Annotated in this window: 19 protein-coding genes; 8 read left to right on the forward strand and 11 right to left on the reverse strand. The window is 74.8% G+C overall.

What is annotated here, in order from left to right; all coding sequences use genetic code 11:
- Positions 1 to 96: 96 nt before the first annotated feature.
- The 10 genes from QCD66_RS18635 to QCD66_RS18680 form a co-directional block, all read right to left on the reverse strand.
- Complete coding sequence (locus QCD66_RS18635) at positions 97 to 801, reverse strand: vancomycin high temperature exclusion protein (RefSeq protein WP_375736327.1); 705 nt, start codon at positions 799 to 801, stop codon at positions 97 to 99.
- 100 nt (positions 802 to 901) lie between these two features.
- Positions 902 to 1,507, reverse strand: a complete 606-nt coding sequence (locus tag QCD66_RS18640; protein ID WP_364223110.1) for a MerR family transcriptional regulator — start codon at positions 1,505 to 1,507, stop codon at positions 902 to 904.
- Between the two features lie 182 nt (positions 1,508 to 1,689).
- On the reverse strand, positions 1,690 to 2,154 hold the full coding sequence (locus tag QCD66_RS18645) for a bifunctional nuclease family protein (protein WP_212818100.1): 465 nt from the start codon (positions 2,152 to 2,154) through the stop codon (positions 1,690 to 1,692).
- Positions 2,155 to 2,338: 184 nt separating this feature from the next.
- The gene (locus QCD66_RS18650; RefSeq protein ID WP_375736329.1) at positions 2,339 to 3,046 is read right to left on the reverse strand and encodes a MerR family transcriptional regulator; all 708 of its coding nucleotides are present in this window, start codon (positions 3,044 to 3,046) and stop codon (positions 2,339 to 2,341) included.
- Positions 3,047 to 3,173: 127 nt separating this feature from the next.
- Positions 3,174 to 3,623 carry an FHA domain-containing protein gene (locus QCD66_RS18655; protein ID WP_212818098.1) on the reverse strand — a complete coding sequence of 150 codons (450 nt, stop codon included), beginning with the start codon at positions 3,621 to 3,623 and terminating at the stop codon, positions 3,174 to 3,176.
- A gap of 203 nt (positions 3,624 to 3,826) precedes the next feature.
- A complete protein-coding gene (gcvH, locus tag QCD66_RS18660) occupies positions 3,827 to 4,204 on the reverse strand; it encodes a glycine cleavage system protein GcvH (RefSeq protein WP_364223105.1) in 378 nt (125 codons plus the stop codon).
- Positions 4,205 to 4,272: 68 nt separating this feature from the next.
- On the reverse strand, positions 4,273 to 5,427 hold the full coding sequence (locus tag QCD66_RS18665; RefSeq protein ID WP_407566694.1) for a DUF881 domain-containing protein: 1,155 nt from the start codon (positions 5,425 to 5,427) through the stop codon (positions 4,273 to 4,275).
- Between the two features lie 10 nt (positions 5,428 to 5,437).
- Positions 5,438 to 5,770 (reverse strand): small basic family protein, encoded by a 333-nt coding sequence (locus QCD66_RS18670; RefSeq protein WP_357542122.1) that lies wholly within the window; start codon positions 5,768 to 5,770, stop codon positions 5,438 to 5,440.
- Positions 5,770 to 6,762, reverse strand: a complete 993-nt coding sequence (locus QCD66_RS18675; RefSeq protein ID WP_364223101.1) for a DUF881 domain-containing protein — start codon at positions 6,760 to 6,762, stop codon at positions 5,770 to 5,772. The genes QCD66_RS18670 and QCD66_RS18675 overlap by 1 nt, the downstream gene beginning before the upstream one ends.
- Complete coding sequence (locus QCD66_RS18680) at positions 6,759 to 7,358, reverse strand: CDP-alcohol phosphatidyltransferase family protein (protein ID WP_364223098.1); 600 nt, start codon at positions 7,356 to 7,358, stop codon at positions 6,759 to 6,761. Before QCD66_RS18680 ends, QCD66_RS18675 begins: the two co-directional genes overlap by 4 nt.
- Before the next feature lie 384 nt (positions 7,359 to 7,742).
- Between QCD66_RS18680 and QCD66_RS18685 the strand changes: the two genes are divergently transcribed.
- The gene (locus QCD66_RS18685; protein ID WP_364223095.1) at positions 7,743 to 8,135 is read left to right on the forward strand and encodes an SCO5389 family protein; all 393 of its coding nucleotides are present in this window, start codon (positions 7,743 to 7,745) and stop codon (positions 8,133 to 8,135) included.
- 121 nt (positions 8,136 to 8,256) lie between these two features.
- Here QCD66_RS18685 and QCD66_RS18690 read toward each other — a convergent pair whose 3' ends face one another.
- Complete coding sequence (locus QCD66_RS18690) at positions 8,257 to 9,033, reverse strand: SAM-dependent methyltransferase (protein ID WP_375737014.1); 777 nt, start codon at positions 9,031 to 9,033, stop codon at positions 8,257 to 8,259.
- A gap of 390 nt (positions 9,034 to 9,423) precedes the next feature.
- Here QCD66_RS18690 and QCD66_RS18695 point away from each other — a divergent pair, with 390 nt between their 5' ends.
- The 7 genes from QCD66_RS18695 to QCD66_RS18725 all read left to right on the forward strand — a co-directional run bounded on the left by QCD66_RS18695 (position 9,424) and on the right by QCD66_RS18725 (position 15,722).
- On the forward strand, positions 9,424 to 10,140 hold the full coding sequence (locus tag QCD66_RS18695; protein WP_357542132.1) for a response regulator transcription factor: 717 nt from the start codon (positions 9,424 to 9,426) through the stop codon (positions 10,138 to 10,140).
- A gap of 71 nt (positions 10,141 to 10,211) precedes the next feature.
- The gene (locus QCD66_RS18700) at positions 10,212 to 11,234 is read left to right on the forward strand and encodes a hypothetical protein (RefSeq protein WP_407566695.1); all 1,023 of its coding nucleotides are present in this window, start codon (positions 10,212 to 10,214) and stop codon (positions 11,232 to 11,234) included.
- Complete coding sequence (locus QCD66_RS18705) at positions 11,231 to 12,445, forward strand: glycosyltransferase (protein ID WP_364223085.1); 1,215 nt, start codon at positions 11,231 to 11,233, stop codon at positions 12,443 to 12,445. Before QCD66_RS18700 ends, QCD66_RS18705 begins: the two co-directional genes overlap by 4 nt.
- A 109-nt stretch (positions 12,446 to 12,554) precedes the next feature.
- Positions 12,555 to 13,094 carry a hypothetical protein gene (locus tag QCD66_RS18710; protein ID WP_375737011.1) on the forward strand — a complete coding sequence of 180 codons (540 nt, stop codon included), beginning with the start codon at positions 12,555 to 12,557 and terminating at the stop codon, positions 13,092 to 13,094.
- On the forward strand, positions 13,087 to 14,214 hold the full coding sequence (locus tag QCD66_RS18715) for a phosphotransferase family protein (RefSeq protein ID WP_407566696.1): 1,128 nt from the start codon (positions 13,087 to 13,089) through the stop codon (positions 14,212 to 14,214). Before QCD66_RS18710 ends, QCD66_RS18715 begins: the two co-directional genes overlap by 8 nt.
- Positions 14,215 to 14,628: 414 nt before the next feature.
- Positions 14,629 to 15,051 carry an ATP-binding protein gene (locus QCD66_RS18720; RefSeq protein ID WP_407566697.1) on the forward strand — a complete coding sequence of 141 codons (423 nt, stop codon included), beginning with the start codon at positions 14,629 to 14,631 and terminating at the stop codon, positions 15,049 to 15,051.
- Positions 15,048 to 15,722, forward strand: a complete 675-nt coding sequence (locus QCD66_RS18725; protein ID WP_364223073.1) for a response regulator transcription factor — start codon at positions 15,048 to 15,050, stop codon at positions 15,720 to 15,722. Before QCD66_RS18720 ends, QCD66_RS18725 begins: the two co-directional genes overlap by 4 nt.
- Positions 15,723 to 15,803: the final 81 nt, after the last annotated feature.

The following is a 15,803-nucleotide window of genomic DNA, read 5'->3' on the forward strand; positions in this document are numbered from 1 at the left end:
GTCCACACAGACCGGGCACGCTTTGTCCTTGATCGCGCCTGCGGGCCGGCGCGCGCCGGCCCGCGACACGCGGGGTGGGCGGTCAGCGCGAGGCGGTCAGCGCAGGGCGTCGTCCACGCCGGTCTCGCGCGGGCCGAGGAAGACCGGGTCCCGGCGGGTGTACACGTCCCACACCGCCTTCACCCCGGCGAACCGCTCCCGGAACGAACCCCACCGCCAGGCCCGCTCGAAACGGCTGACCGAGTCGTCGCCGACCCCGACCGCGTCCAGCCCGACCTGCCGGCACACCGCGACCGCCCGCTCGATGTGGAAACTCTGCGTCACCACGATCACCTGCTCGACACCGAAGATCCGGTTGGCGCGCAGGCACGAGTCGTACGTGTCGAAGCCGGCGTGGTCCAGGACCACCTTCTCGTCGGGGACGCCGTGGTCGACCAGCCACCGACGCATCGCGCCCGGCTCGTCGTACTCCGGCTGACCGTGGTCGCCGGAGACCAGGACCGCCCGGACGGTGCCCCGCTCGAACAGCTGCCGGGCCAGATCGAGGCGGGCGGCGAGGAACTGCGACGGCTGGCCGTCGGGCTGCACCTGCGCGCCCAGCACCAGAACGACCGGTGCCGGCGGCACCGACTCCAGGTCGTACACGTGGCCCCGCGCGGCCCGGCTGATCCAGCTCCCGCTGCCCGCCACCGCGGCCGGGACGACAAGGACGACCGCCACCACGACGGCGATCACCAGCCGTACGATCCACCGACGGCGCCGGGACGGTGCGGGAACGGGCCGGGCCGAAGGGTCGATCATGACCCTATTGTGCCGCCCGTCGGCCACGCCGCTCGGCCCGGAGGGCACCGGACCGCACCGGCGAACCGACCCTCGGTCGGCGTGCGGCCGTCCGCGCCGCTCAGCCGGCGCGCCGCCGGGCCCGCCTGGCCGCCAGCTCGTCGTGCCCGGCCTCGTCGACCGGGTCGGCCGCCAGGTCGTCGACCGAGCGGGCACCGGCCGCCGGTTCGGCGGGCAGGTGCGACAGCGATCCCTGGATCTCCTTGAACGCCCCGCCGATCGCGATGCCGAAAACGCCCTGACCGCCCTGCAGCAGGTCGACGACCTCCTCCGGCGACCGACATTCGTAGACGGTCGTCCCGTCGGAGATCAGCGTGATGCCGGCCAGGTCGGCGACCCCGCGCGAACGCAGCGCCTCGATCGCCCGGCGGATGTTCTGCAACGACACCCCGGCGTCGAGCAGCCGCTTGACGACCTTGAGAACGACCAGGTCACGAAATGAGTAGAGCCGCTGGGTGCCGGAGCCGGACGCGTCCCGGACGCTCGGCACGACAAGCTGCGTACGCGCCCAGTAGTCCAGTTGCCGGTAACTGATCCCGGCCGCGTGGCACGCCGTCACACCCCGGTAGCCGACCGACTCGTCGTCGAACGCGATCTCAACGCCCGGCACTCCGCCGACCCCGGGATGATCAGACGGACCGGGCTCAGGTTCTCGGGACTCGTGCATGCGGACACCCTCCCCGCCAGTGCGGTGGCACGTCGTTTCCGGGACGTGCACCCCTCGACAGGCCAACCCTATAGCTCAGAAGGAGGGGCGCCGGGCAAGCTTTGCCACGACACGCCGCGTATGGGCGACCACGCCCCGCGTATGGTCCGGATGGCGCCAGCCGGATCAGCCGAACGGTCAGGTCAGCCGGCGAAGTCCTCCGGCCGGACCTGCTCCAGGAACTCCCGGAACCGCTCGACCTCGTCCTCCTGCTCGTCCGGGATGACGATGCCGGCCTCGGTCAGTACCTGGTCCGTACAGCGGATCGGCGCCCCCACCCGCAACGCCAGGGCGATCGAGTCACTCGGCCGCGCCGACACCCGCAGACCGTCACCGATCAACAGGTCGGCGTAGAACACGTTGTCCTTCAACTCGGTGATCTCCACCGCCCGCAGGGGCGCCTCCAGCGCCGCCAGGATGTCGCGCAACAGATCATGGGTCAACGGCCGGGCCGGCTTGACCCCCTGCTGCTCGTAGGCGATGGCGGTGGCCTCCACCGCACCGATCCAGATCGGCAGGTAGCGGTCGCCGTCAACCTCCCTGAGCAGGACGATCGGCTGGTTGCTGGGTAGTTCCACCCGAACCCCGACCACGCTCAGCTCGCGCACCGCCGCCTCCGTGTCGTTGTCTGCTTCCCCGGCACCGGGCACTTCTCCTGCACGGTACACGTGCCCCGCGACGACCGTCTCCCGCGCATCGGGCCCGTTTCCCGCCGCCCACACCGCTTACCCCGCAGAGCCTACGGCACGCCCGTCGCAACCCACCTTCGCGCACCGCCGGGAGCGGCCCGGCTCACCGGCCCAGCGGGGCCCGCAGACCGGTCCGGACGAGAGCCGCGTGCAACTGCTGCGACAGCCCCACCAGCTCCCGCGCCGTCTCGGCCGCCCTAGCCCGGGCCGCCGGGTCGTTCTGCCGGGCCAACGGCGCGATCAACTGGGCGAACAGACCCACCTCGCGATCGGCCGACGTCCGGTAGGCACGCAGGTGGCGCGGCTCCAGCCCGAAGGCCGCCAGCCCCACCACCGCCTGCACGATCACCAGGGCGTCGGCGTCGTACAGCCCCGGCGACCGGGGCACCACCAGGCCGAGGCGCTCCAACTCGGCCAGCACCGACTCCTCGATCCCGCCGCGCGACAGCAGATCGGTGCGGGTCAGCCGGACGTCGACCGGCTCCGCCGCCACCGGCTCGCCGCCGCGCCCCGGCACCTCACCGGTCGGGCCGACCGCCACCAGCGCCGGCCGGGGCCGCTCCGTCGGCTCGGCGTCCTCACGCTCCCGCTGCGCCAACTGCTCCCGGATCACCCGCAGCGGGAGATACTGGTCACGCTGGGCGGTCAGCACGAACCGCAGCCGCGCGACATCGTCCCAGCTGTACTTGCGGTAGCCGGCCGGGGTGCGCTGCGGCTCCACCAGCCCCTCGGCCTCCAGGAACCGCAACTTCGAGATCGTCGTGTCGGGAAACTCCACCCGTAGCTGCGCCAGGACCTCGCCGATGCTCATCAGCGGCTGCGCCCGCGGCGCAGGGTGAGATGCCGCCACCGCACGTTCGTTCACGCCATCACCTCACTCCCCGGACCGGTGACCGGCACCCGCCCGGACCACCGGAAAGCACGCTCGCTGCGCCGCGTCACCCCCGGCCGGCCTCCTCCGGGCGCGGACCCGCGATGAACACCAGACGGAACTTGCCGACCTGCACCTCGTCACCGTTGCTGAGCGTCGCCGCCTCGACCCGCTCCCGGTTGACGTACGTCCCGTTGAGGCTGCCCACGTCCCGGACGGTGAACGTGCCACCGTCACGGTGGAACTCGGCGTGGCGCCGCGACACGGTGACGTCGTCGAGGAAGATGTCACTGTCGGGATGCCGGCCACTGGTCGTCACGTCGTGGTCGAGCAGGAACCGGGCACCCGCGTTCGGACCGCGGCGGACCACCAGCAGCGCCATGCCCGGCGGCAACGACCCGGACATCCGGCTCGGAACCACGTCGGCGTCAGGCCCCTCGAGCACTTCGTCGAGGGAACCAAGGTTCAGCGTCGACGTGACGTCGAGCGGCGGAAACTCGTCGTCTGGGCGCGTCATGCGGACCACCTCACGGATCTGTCTCGGTCGGCGTCTGGTGTGCCGGGAGCACCCGCTGGGGGATGCCACCGACCCAGCGGACAGCTATCCCGTGCCCGGGAATGCGTTCCGCAACGCGCAACTATCGGTTCTCGGTCGACTGAGCGAGCGTAGCCAGCCCGGAAATGCAGGGCAACCAGACGCGCGGGGAGCGCGAACCCGGCTCAGCTCTCGGTCAGCTCCCGGTAGGCGGCCGCGGTCAGCAGCCCGTCGACCGCCGACGGGTCGTCGAGCGCGATCTCGACCAGCCACCCGTCGCCGTACGGATCCGTGTTGATCGCCTCGGGGTTCTCGGCGAGCCGCTCGTTGCGGGCCACCACCCGCCCCGACAGCGGGGCGTAGATCTCCGACACGCTCTTGGTCGACTCGACCTCGCCGAACGACTCGCCGGCCGCCACCGTCGCACCCTCCTCCGGCAGCTGGACGAAGACGATGTCGCCGAGCGCCTCCTGCGCGAAGTGGGTGATGCCCACCCGGACGGTGCCGTCCGCACCGGCCACCCACTCGTGCTCGGCGGTGTAACGCAACTCGTCAGGGATCACGGATCGTCCTTCGTGGTCGAACGGGCAGGTCTGCCGCGCCGGGGCCGGCACGGGTCGCGCCCGGCCGCTCAGGTGCCGGGGCGCGCGTACTGCAGGTCGGTCTGTTCAGACAAGGCGGCCACGTCGACCACCTCGTGTTCCTGGACGGTCACGTTACCGCCGTCGCCGGTGACCGACGCGACCACCCCGCCGGGAATGTTGAGTGCCGTCAGCATCGTCTGCGGGTCACCGATCACGGTGATCGTGTGGGGTCCGGGCAACCGCCGGCCGTCGACGTCGATCCGCCCGTCGGCCTCCACGAAGTACGTCGACGCCACGATCCGCACCGACGCCCCGTCGCCGCCGGTGATCTGCATCGCCTCGGCGCCGGCACCGCGCAGTTCCTGCACCGCGTCGAGGATCGCCGACGCCTTGACCGGCCGGCCGCCGGCGGAGAACTGGATCGACAGGCCGGGGCCGCGCGCGGGCAGGGTACCGGCGAGGATGCCGAGGTCGTCGCCGCGCCGGGTGGCCTCCTCGAGCGCGGCCTCGCGGCCGGCCGCGCCGGAACTCAGCTGCCGCTGGCTCTCCTCCAGCGCGGCGATCTCCTGCCGCAGCCGCTCCTCGCTGTTCTCCAGGTCCGACAGGATGCGGACCAGGTCCTCCTGCCGGGCGGCGGTCAGGCCCGAGTCGGTCGAGTTGTTCTTGAGCTGGACGGCCATCGTGAAGCCCAGCAGCAGCAGCAGCACGGCGATCGTGGCCCCGGCCGAACTGATCCCGCGCTTCGGCGCCCCGTCGCCGGACGGTCCGGCAACGGCGCCCGGACCGCCGGCCGGCGGCTCCCCGCCCACCGGCCGGTCACCGCCCGGCGCGTCGCCGGCACCGGCCGGGCCGGAACCGGGCGGTTCCGAACCGGGCGCGGCCGAACCTGTGGCGCCGGTTTCGGCCGGATCGGCGGCCGGTGCCGCCGGGGGCCGCTCGTCCGGGTCGCCCGCGCCGCCGCCGGCCGGCGCACCCGTGGCCAGGATGGGCGTACCCGCCGCCGGCCGCAGCGGGACGGTCGGCTCGTCGGCCGCCGGGTCGCCGGCATCGCTCGCCCGGGCGGCCGGGGGCCGCGCCCCGGACGGTCCGGTGCCGGGCGGCGGGGTGGCCGCGCCGGTACGCAACGGCACGGTGGGCTCGTCGGACGGCCCCGAACCGCGCGGGGACAGCCAGCCGGATCCGGTGTAGGGATGGTCGGTCATCGCTTCCAACCTACGCCCGGAAGAGGTGTCGCCGGATCGCCGCCACGTTGCCGAAGATCCGTACGCCGAGCACGACCACGACCCCGGTCGACAACTGGCCGCCGACGCCCAACTGGTCCCCGAGGTAGACGATCACGCCGGCGACCAGCACGTTGGAGATGAACGAGATCACGAACTGCTTGTCGTCGAAGATCCCGTCGAGCCGGGCCCGGATGCCGCCGAACACCGCGTCGAGCGCCGCGACCACCGCGATCGGCAGGTACGGCTGCAGCGCGGGGGGCACCGTCGGGTCGAGTATCAGGCCGAGCAGCACCCCGGCGATCAGGGCGAGTACAGCGATCATCAACCGCCTCCGGGGGCGCTGGTGGACGGCCCCGCCCCGGACGGCGACGGGGTGCCGGCGGGCTGCCCGGTGCTGCCGGACGGCCCGGGTGAGACCGGTGTCGGACTCACCGACGGAGAGGGTACGGCGTGCCGCAGCCGGGGCTCACCGGCCGCCGGCAGGTCCAGGTCGTCGACCCGGCGTACCTCGAACGACATGCCGTGGTCGGCGGCGACGGCACGCAGCAGGCGGGCCGCGCCGCTGGCGTTGAACCTGCGGTCCATGTCCCGTGGCCCGATCGCGGAGACCTCGTACGGGCCGGTGACCGGGCGGAAGTCGACCAGGATGGCGCTGCCGGCCGCCCGGATCGTCGACGTCGCCGTCAGCCGCTGCCCGTTGATCGACACCGCCTCGGCACCGGCCCCCCACAGGGCGTTGGCGATGTCCTGGAGGTCCCGGTCGAGCACCCGGCCGAGGTTGGCCCCACCGGCACCGGTCACCGCGTCGACCGCGGCGGGGCCGTCGGCGACCCGTACGACGACGCCGTCCCCGCGCACCCGGGCCAGGCCGGTCACCGCCTCGAGTTCGCGCAGGCGGGCCGCGTCCCGGTCGTCGAGGGCGGCGGCGCGCTGCCGGGCCACCTCGGCGCGCAGCGACTCGGCCCGCCGCTGGAGTTCGGCGGTGTCCGCCTCGCTCTGCCTGATCTGTCCGACCAGGCCGGCGCGGGCCTGGCTGCGGCTGGGCTCCTCGTGCATCGTCTGCCGGTAGGCGACGCTGAGCAGCACCCCGACGACGAGCATGGTGGCGACCATCGCCGCCCGGCGGGTGTTGCGCCGCCAGCCGGTCACCGGCCCGACCTCGGCGCGGCGGGCCGCCGCGTCGGCGTACCCGGGATCGAGCGGGGTGCGGAACAACTGGGTCAGGAAGTCGGGGGCGTAGGTCCGCGGCTGCTCGGCCCCGCCGCCGTCGGGCTCACGACCGTCGGGTTCCTTGCCCGGTTCCCGGTCGGTCATCGCCCGCCGCCGTCCGCGCGGGCGGCGCGGACCAGGCCGGCGGCCTGGACGACGTAGAGCGCGCCGGCGATCCAGTAGAGGACCAGGCCCCACCAGGCCAGCCCCCAGCCGATCGCGTACGCGGCCGTCGCGGCGGCCGGCACGGTGGCCGCGAGGAGCAGCACCGGGAAGGCGGCGAGGAGCAGGAACGTGGCGGTCTTGCCGACGTAGTGCACCGGCGGCGGGCCGTAGCCGTACCGGCGCAGCACCAGCAGGCAGCCGCCGAGCAGGACCTCGCGGGCCAGCAGCGCGGCGGCGAACTGCCAGGGCACCACCTCGCGCACGGTGAAGGCGACGAGGACGGCCAGGATGTAGAGCCGGTCGGCGAACGGGTCGAGCACCTCGCCGAGCCGGCTGACCTGCCGCAGCCGGCGGGCGACGAAGCCGTCGACCCAGTCGGTGGTGCCGCCGATCGCGAGCACCACGAGCGCGGCCACGTCGGCGCGGGGCACCAGGAACAGGTAGAGGAAGAGCGGTACGCCGAGCAGGCGGACGAAGCTGATCAGGTTGGGGACGGTCAGCACGCGGTGGGTGGTGACGGCCGGCGGACGCGGCACCGTGGCTCCTCCCCCGTCCCGCCCGCACGCCGCGGTCGGGTGTACGCACCGAACCCGCCGGCACCGGGCCCGCCTCCGGGCGCCCTCTGGACTTGGGTGGTGACGGGCCTGGATGACGGCTGCCTCTGGACGGCGGTGGCGGTGATGCCGTCAGCGTCGCCGTCCGTCCTGATCAGTTGCGCAGCCACTATAACCGACCCCTCTCCGGCTGCCGGGTACGCCGCGACGCGGCGGTGCCGGGGTGCGGTACGTCACTCCCCGTAGGGCATCCTAGGACAATAGGCCACTCACTATCGAGCGAAGGAATTGACGTGAGTGACAGTCACGTGATGTTCTCGATCGGCTACCCAAAGCCAGCAGGATGCGCGTCACCCGAGGAGGACCATGTCGCTCACCGTTCCCACCACACTGCTGGAGGCCGCCGAGTACGGCGAGGTCGACGACGAGGCGTTCATCGAGTGCGTCCGCACCTCCCTCCCGTATGCCTGGGAGACCGTCAGCCGGGTGGTCGCCGAACTGCGCGCCGACGACGCGGACTACGCCGACAACGTCGTCCCGCCGCCCGGCGAGGCCGAGCGCGGCCAACTGCTGCGCGCCCTGGCCAGCGACGCCATCCGCACCGGCCTCGAACGGCACTTCCAGGTCAAGCTGGCCTTCCAGAACTGCCACCGGGTCGCCGCGTTCCGGCCGTCGGCCGCCTACGGCCCCACCTACCAGCGGTTCGTCTCGCCCCGCGGGCAACTGCTCAACCAGACGCCCGAGCTGCGCGACTGCTGACCGCCCGGCGGGCCTCCACCCGCCGGGCGCCACCTCCAGGCGGGTCGAACCCACCCGCGGCGCTCTCCAGGCCGGATCGAACCCGCCTGACGGCGCCCCTGCGGGCCGGTCGAACCCGCCCCTACTTCACCGCGACGCCGCCGTGGAAGGCGTCCGGGACGTCCTCCGGCGGGCCGTCCGGGCGCCAGAGGGCGACCGGGGCGATCCCGTCGGCGGTCGGCCGCCACCGGCCGAGCAGGTCGGGGAACGCGGCCGGATCACGCATGTGGAACCCCTCCCCCATCAGCGCCAGCGCCTGCGGATGGCCGGCCAGTTCCATGCCGTCGAAGTCGAACGCGAGCCGGCTGCCGGCCGGGACGGCGGCGTACAGGTCGTCGAGGGTCCGGGCCAGCGTGGCGTCGTCGAGGAACGCGGCGAGCCCGAGGAACACCACTCCCACCGGCGCCCGGCCCCACGCGGGCACGTACCGGCCCAGCAGCGCCGGGTCGATCGTCGACAGGTCCGTCGCGTCGCCGTACGTGTAGGCCGCCCGGTCGCTGCCGGCCAGGATCCGCTGCCCGAGCGCGATCGTGACCGGGTCGATGTCGGTGTAGAGGACCGATGCGGCCGGGGCGACCTCGTGCACGTTGCCCCGGGTCGGCACGCCGGCCCCGAAGACGAGGAAGCTGTCGACGCCGGCGGCGCCCAGGTGCCGGACGGTACGACCGAGAAAGCCGCGCAGCGACCGGAAGATCTCGGCGCAGGGCCCGTACGCCCCCTCGAAGGCACGGGCGGCCGCCACGTCGACCGGGAAGTGGTCGGTGCCGCCGAGCCAGTGGTCGATCATCCGGGCGGTGCTGGGCACCTGCGGCGCGGCCGCGGGATCGGCGCCCGCTCCCGCCGTGGTCAGGTCGGACATTGCCACGCCTCCGTCCACGGCGACGCGGGCGACCGGCCGGCGGTCGACGGTGGACCGCGCCGCCACGCCCGACAGGTTAGCCGCCCGGCGGAGCGCCGTGGGACCCGCGCCGGTCGAAGTGGACGGTCGCCGGGGCCGGGCCGGCGTGGCCGACGACGCGCCGCCGGCCACGCCCTCCGCACCGGACTGCGGAACACCGCCGTACGACGGCGGTCGTGGTGCCGGCCGCGGGATGCCAGGGACGACCGCACGGTCCACGCGGTCAATGTAACGACGTGGACCGAACTGGATGACACGGTTCATGCGTTTTGCGTAGGCCCGTTCTCGTACATCGATGTCGCTTCGGCGCATTCGCCAGCGGAACGCGCACGAAAGGAGTACGCCATTGACATGGGCGTCATTCCTGTGCACGTCTCCACCGACCTGCCGCGGATGCGGCGGGCGGCCCCGGATGTCGGCGACATCTCCGTCCTGCTCGCCGACGACCACGCGCTGTTCGCCGAGGCGCTGCAGACCCGGCTGTCCCGCGAGCCGGACCTGCGTCCGGTCCGGGTCGCGTACAACGCGGAGCAGGTGCGGGCCCGGATCTCCCGGGACCACCCGGCCGTACTCGTGCTCGACATGGCCTTCAGCAACGACAGCGCGGTCGCGCTGGCCGGCTTCGCCCGGGAAGCCTCCCCGACCACCCGGGTCGTGATGCTGACCGGCGTCGACGCGCCGAACTCGGTGGTGTCGGCGCTGCAGGGCGGCGTACGCGCCTGGCTGCCCAAGACCGTCAAGCCCGAGCAACTCGTCCGGGCCATCCGGGGGGTCACCCGCGGCGAGGCGTGGGTGCCGCCGGACGTGCTCGGCCAGGTGCTCAACACCCTGGTCGGTCTCGAACCGCAGCAGGCCGACCCGCTGGCCGTGCTGACCCCGCGCGAGCGCGAGGTGCTGCAGGCCATGGTCGACGGGTTCAGCCGCGTGCAGATCGCCGCCCGGCTGCACCTGTCCACCAACACCGTGCGTACCCACACCCAGAACATGCTCTCCAAGCTCGGCGTGCACTCGACGCTGGAGTCGGTCGCCCTGGCGCTGCGCAGCGGCATGCGGGCCACCGACCACTGAATCCCGCCAGCACCGCCCGCCGACCGGACCGCGCCGGCCGGCCGTCCTCCCCACCGGAAGGGAATCCATCGATGCTGTTCAGATCGGGTGGCGAGATCGTCGGGGTCGAACCCGGGCCGGCGTGGGTACGCCGGCTCGTCGGCCGTACCGTCGGCCTGGTGGCCCCGCCCGGCCCGGCCGCGCCCACGGTACGGCTGCGGGTGCAGCCGAACCGGTCGGCCTTCGACGTCCGCGGCCTGCGCCGGGTCGGCGACGACGCGTGGTCCGACGGCGAGCGGACCGTCCTGCGCGACGCCGCCGGCTCCGGCTTCGACCTGACCGTGGTGGCCGGCGACGAACTCGAGGTCGTCGCCCGCTACCGGCCCCGGCCGGCGGCCCGGCTGGCCAACCGGCTGTACGGCGACGCCGCGCGCCGGCTCGCCGCCGCCGTCCTGCTCGACTACCCCGTGCTGTGGCGGGCCGGCTGGCGCGGGCGGGTGCCGCTGCTCGCCACCGTCGTACGCGGTCCGGCCGGCACGCCGATGCTGGTCGGCGCCGGCGAGCTGGGCCGGTCCCGGATCGTCGCGACCGCGCTGACCACCGGACCGGTCACCTCCCCCGAACTGTGCGTCGCCGACGACGAGCGCTGCTTCGGCCTGGCCGAAGCGCACCCGGCCGCCGGGGCCGGCGCCGGCCTGGACGACGGATCCGCCGGTCGGTGGCTGCCGGACCGGCGGCCGGCGACCGCGCTGCGGGTCGCCGAACTGGCCCCCGACCGGGTCGTGGTGGTCGAGGAGGCGCTGTGGACCACGATCGAGGAGGCCAAGGCCGACGAGGCGGCCCGGGCGCTGGTCGCCACCACCTACGCCGCCCCGCGCCTCGCCGGCTACTGGGGATTCGCCGCCACGCTGGCGTCGGCGACCGGACGTGGGCCGGCCCAGCCGGCCGTCGCCGACATCGCGCAGGCGCACGCCCAGCGGCTGCCCTGCCTGCGGATCGGCCTGCGCCGCGGCGGCCGGATGTCGATGTCGGAACTGTGTGCCGCCGGCACCGCCGCCCGGTCCGGGCTGCCCCGGGCCGCCGGAGCCGGTGTGCCGGCCGGGGCGGGCCGGTGACGCGGTGCCGGCTGCGGGTCGCCCTGATGATCACCCGGCTGGCCGACGGGGCCGGCGGGGTCACCCTGCGCGGTGCGCTCGCGCTCGACCCCGCCCGCTACGAGATCACCCTCGTCGCCGGCGGTCGCACGCCCGGTGACGACCCGGGCGGTGACGACGTCCTGTTCGGAGCCGAGGCGGTCAAGGAGGTGCCGCCCGGCGACCTGCTGGGGCAGGCGTACACGGCGGGTTTCGACGTGGCCCGGGTGCCGGCCCTGGTGCCCGGGGTCGCGCCGCGCGCCGACCGGACGGCGCTGGCGGCGCTGACCCGGATCATCACCGACGGCGGCTACGACGTCGTACACACGCACACCGCGAAGGCGGGCGCGCTCGGCCGGGCCGCCGCCGACCGGGCCGGCACGCCCCGTGTCGTGCACACCTTCCACGGCCTGCCGTTCCACCCGTTCCAGGCCGGCTGGCGCCGACGGGCGCACCTGGCCGCCGAACGCTGGCTGGCCCGGCGTACGCACGCGTTCCTCGCGGTCGGCCCGGCGGTCGCCGCCTCGGCGATCCGGCACGGGGTGGCCGCCCCGGACCGGATCCGCACCATCATGCCCGCCGTGGAACCGGTGTGGCGGGCGCCCGGCAGCACCGCCCGGGGGCTGGCCCGGCTCGCGCTCGGCGTACCGCCCGGCGTCCGGGTCGTCGGCACCGTCGGGCGGGTCGGCAGGCAGAAGGCACCCGACGACTGGATCGACGCGCTGGCCGCGCTCGGCGGCGACGACGTGTGGGGGGTGTGGGTCGGCGACGGGCCGGGCCGCGGGCGGCTGCTCGACCGGGCGCGGGCCCGCGGGGTCGCCGCGCGCTTCCGCCTGCTCGGGCACCGCGACGACGTCGCCGACCTGCTGCCCGCCTTCGACGTCTTCGCCCTCGCCAGCCGGCACGAGGGGCTGCCGTGCACGGTCATCGAGGCGATCGGGGCCGGGCTGCCGGTCGCGGCGACCGCCGTGGACGCCGTACCCGACGTGGTCGTGCCGGGCGAGACCGGCCTGCTGGTGCCGCCGGGGCGGCCCCGGGAACTGGCCCGCGCGGTCCGGCACCTGCTCGACCGGCCGGCGGAGGCGGCGCGGATGGCGATCCGGGCCCGGGAGCGGATCGGCGACCGGTTCACGCCGCGGGCGCTGGGGCGGGTGCTGGACCACACGTACCGGGACGGGCGGCCGTGGCGGTGACCGGCGGGTGGGCCGGGTGACGGGATGGGGATTCGAGTGACGGTGACGGGCTCGGTGGGCTCCGAGTGACGGCGATGGGCTCCGACTGATGGCGATGGGAGATGTCCGGGTGAGGTACTGCGACCAGCGGTGGCGGCTGTTGCTGCCGCCGGGGACCGTGGTGGTCGACGCCGGCCGGCGCGACCTTGCACTGCGCGAACTGCGGGAACTGCCGCCCGGTACGCCGGTGGCGTTGCTGGGCCGGCGGCTACGGCCGCTCGCCCGGCGGGCCGGGGTACGGCCACAGGTCGAGTACGTGGCGCTGCCGTCGCTGGCCGCCCCGCTGGCGGTGACACAGGTGACGGTGCCGGCGCTGCGCTGGACGGCGCGGATGCTGACCGTGCCGAGCGGGGTGACGCTGTGGCACGCCCCGATGTGGGCGGCCGTACGGCTGGTCCGCGCCGCACCCGGCCTGCTGCGGTTCGCCCCGACCGGTGACCGCCTCCTGGTAGGCGCAACCCATACCCCCACGCGTCCCGCGCGTCCCGCCGGCCTCGTTGATCAAGGGGATGTACCGGACAAACCAGGTCGTGATCATGACAACAACTCCTTGATCAACGAGAAGGGCGGCAGGAAGAGCGGCGAGAAGGGGGGTGGGCGTCGTGACTGAACTGGCGCGGCATCCGGAGCCGCGGTTACTGGGCGGGATGGAGCTGTCGCGGCTGCTGGACCGGCCCGGGGTGTCGGTGGTGCTGACCGGCGGCCGGTCGGCGGACTCCGACGCGGTGTTCGTGATCCACGACAGGATCGGCCCGGACCTGGTGCTGCGGGCGCCGACCACGGCGGCGGCCCAGGACGGCATCCAGCGGGAGGGCCGGCTGCTCGCCGCGCTGCGCGACCGCCCGCTGGGCCGGGTCGCCGGCAGCGTGCCGGAGGCGGTGGGTTTCCTGCCGGTGGACGGGCGGCCGGCGCTGCTGACGACGGCGGTGCCGGGTACGCCGATGGCCGCCGGCTTCCACGGCTGGCGGCACACGGCCCGACCCAGGGCGGTACGCGCCGACTTCGCCGCCGCCAAGGAGTGGCTGGCCGACCTGCGGGAGGCGACGGCGGGGCGGCCGGCTCCGGTGACCCTGCTGTGGGACGCGCTGGACGAGTGCGAGGACCGGTTCCCGGCGCTGGGCCGGCGACTGCGTGACCGGCTCGGCCCGACGGCCGACCGGCTGGCCGGGCACCGTACGCCACGCACCGTGGTGCACGGCGAGTTCTGGTTCGGCAACCTGCTGCTGACCGACGGGCGGGTCACCGGCGTGGTCGAGTGGAAGGCGGCGGAACTCTCCGGCGAGCCGCTGCGGGACGTGGCCCGGTTCGCGGTCAGCTACGCACTGTGCCTGGACCGACACGTCCGGCCGGGCCGGCGGGTGCCGGGCCATCCGGGGCTGGTCGCCGACCGGTGGGGGGCCGGGCTGGCGTACGCCTTCGCCGGCGGCGGCTGGTTCGCGGACCTGGTGCGCGACTACCTCGGCGACGCCCTGCACCGGCTGCGCCTGCCGCCGGAGCTGTGGCGTGACGTGCTGGTCGCGGGGGTGGCGGACGTGGCGGCGACGACGGCCGACTTCGACTCGGCCCGTGACCACTGGACCCTGCTGTCGCGGATCACCCGCGACAGCGGGCCGGCCGCGCCCGCGCCCCGGGGACCGGAGCGCGCCGCGGGGCGCGCCCGGCGGCGCCGGGCGCCGGCCGTACGTAGCCGGGATACGACGAATGACGGACAAGGTCGCCGCTTTGGGTAGTCGCAGCATCACCGCTTGTAGCGTTACGTCTGGTAACGAACCCACACGGAGAGGGTCAACCGTGGACCAGGAGAGGACGCCGGCGGGTGGCGGCCGACCGGACGGCGAGGTGACCGGCGGCACGACGGGCCGGCCGGAGGCGGTGGGACCGGCCGCCGGCCGGGTGCCGGCACCGCGCGCGGCCGCGGCACGACGGCGGGCCGCGGCGGCGGACGCCGGGCGCCGGCAGCTCAGCCACGACATCCACCACCAGATCGGCACGATCTCGCTGCTCGCCACGCTGCTCGGCGAGGCCGCCGACGTCGGCCCGCACAGCCGCGCCCGGGCCGGGCTGATCCTGCGCGAGGTCGAGCGCCTCGACCGGCTGCAACGCGCCTACGACGACTGCCCGCCGGCCGAGGGCCGGCCGCACCGGTGCGGCTGGACCTCGTCGCCGCCGAGGTGGTCGAGGCGATCGCCCCGGCCACCACGACCCGGGTACGGGTGCGGGCGCGGGAGCTGTCGGCGTACGCCGACCGGCTGGCGTACTGGCGGGTGCTGCGCAACGTGGTGCAGAACGCCGTACGGGCCGCCGGGCCGCGCGGCCTGGTCGAGGTGACCCTGGCGGTCGAGGACGGCTGGGCGGTGACCCGGGTCGACGACGACGGCCCCGGCCTGAACGCGGCGGCCGCCCGCACCGGCGGGCTGGGCCTGTCGATCGTGCGGGACCTGACCGCCGGCTGGGGCGGCGGCGTACGGATCGAATCCGGCCCGCTCGGCGGCGGCCGGGTCGTGCTGCTCACCCCGGTCCACGCGGCGGCCACCCGGGAGAACAACCGGGAAGGGGCGGTCCGATGATCCGGGTACTGGTCTGCGACGACCACACCGTGTTCGCCGAGTCGCTCGCCGAACTGCTGACCGCCGCCCGGATGCGGATCACGGCGGTCACCGGGCACCCCGACCGCGCGTTGGCCGTGCTGCGCCGGGAGGCGGTCGACATCTGCCTGCTCGACGTGACGTTCGGCCGCGAGTCGGTGCTGCCCCGGCTGGCCGAGTTCCGCCGGGTCGCCCCCGGCGCCCGGATCGTGCTGCTGACCGGGCGGGTCGACGCCGACCTGCTCGCCGCCGCCCGGGAGGCGCAGGTGCGCGGCGTCGCCGACAAGCGCCAGCCGGCCCGGGAGATCACCGCCCTGCTGCACCGGGTGTACAACGGCGAGACGGTCTTTCCCGCGGAGCCGACGCCGGTGCCGGTGCCCCGGGCGGCCAACCACGACCGGGCGCAGGAGGCCCGGCGGATGGCGGCGTTCCTGACCCCGCGCGAGCGGCAGACGCTGCGGGCGCTGGTCGGCGGGCACGACACCCGCAAGCTGGCCCGCACGCTCGGGGTGGCGCCGGCGACGGCCCGCTGCCACATCCAGCAGGTGCTGACCAAGATGGGCGCGCACTCGCGCCTGGAGGCGGCGACGACGGCGGTCCGGTTCGGCCTGGTCAGCCCGGAGACCGGCGACTGGCTCCTCCCCCGCTGCTGAGCCCGCCCCGTCCCCGCGATCTTGCGGTTGTCTCCTCCATTCGTCCCTTCTGGGAGGCGACAAGTGCAAGATCGCGGGGAG

Origin of the sequence: Polymorphospora sp. A560 (genome assembly GCF_045781765.1) — a bacterium.
Lineage (GTDB): Bacteria > Actinomycetota > Actinomycetes > Mycobacteriales > Micromonosporaceae > Polymorphospora > Polymorphospora lycopeni.

Excerpts from the sequence above, each read along its gene's own strand:
- QCD66_RS18635 (WP_375736327.1), bottom strand. The coding sequence starts at position 801 with ATGATCGACCCTTCGGCCCGGCCCGTTCCCGCACCGTCCCGGCGCCGT.
- QCD66_RS18640 (WP_364223110.1), bottom strand. The coding sequence starts at position 1,507 with ATGCACGAGTCCCGAGAACCTGAGCCCGGTCCGTCTGATCATCCCGGG.
- QCD66_RS18650 (WP_375736329.1), bottom strand. The coding sequence starts at position 3,046 with ATGAGCATCGGCGAGGTCCTGGCGCAGCTACGGGTGGAGTTTCCCGAC.
- QCD66_RS18655 (WP_212818098.1), bottom strand. The coding sequence starts at position 3,623 with ATGACGCGCCCAGACGACGAGTTTCCGCCGCTCGACGTCACGTCGACG.
- QCD66_RS18665 (WP_407566694.1), bottom strand. The coding sequence starts at position 5,427 with ATGACCGACCATCCCTACACCGGATCCGGCTGGCTGTCCCCGCGCGGT.
- QCD66_RS18670 (WP_357542122.1), bottom strand. The coding sequence starts at position 5,770 with ATGATCGCTGTACTCGCCCTGATCGCCGGGGTGCTGCTCGGCCTGATA.
- QCD66_RS18675 (WP_364223101.1), bottom strand. The coding sequence starts at position 6,762 with ATGACCGACCGGGAACCGGGCAAGGAACCCGACGGTCGTGAGCCCGAC.
- QCD66_RS18685 (WP_364223095.1), top strand. The coding sequence starts at position 7,743 with ATGTCGCTCACCGTTCCCACCACACTGCTGGAGGCCGCCGAGTACGGC.
- QCD66_RS18690 (WP_375737014.1), bottom strand. The coding sequence starts at position 9,033 with ATGTCCGACCTGACCACGGCGGGAGCGGGCGCCGATCCCGCGGCCGCG.
- QCD66_RS18695 (WP_357542132.1), top strand. The coding sequence starts at position 9,424 with ATGGGCGTCATTCCTGTGCACGTCTCCACCGACCTGCCGCGGATGCGG.
- QCD66_RS18700 (WP_407566695.1), top strand. The coding sequence starts at position 10,212 with ATGCTGTTCAGATCGGGTGGCGAGATCGTCGGGGTCGAACCCGGGCCG.
- QCD66_RS18725 (WP_364223073.1), top strand. The coding sequence starts at position 15,048 with ATGATCCGGGTACTGGTCTGCGACGACCACACCGTGTTCGCCGAGTCG.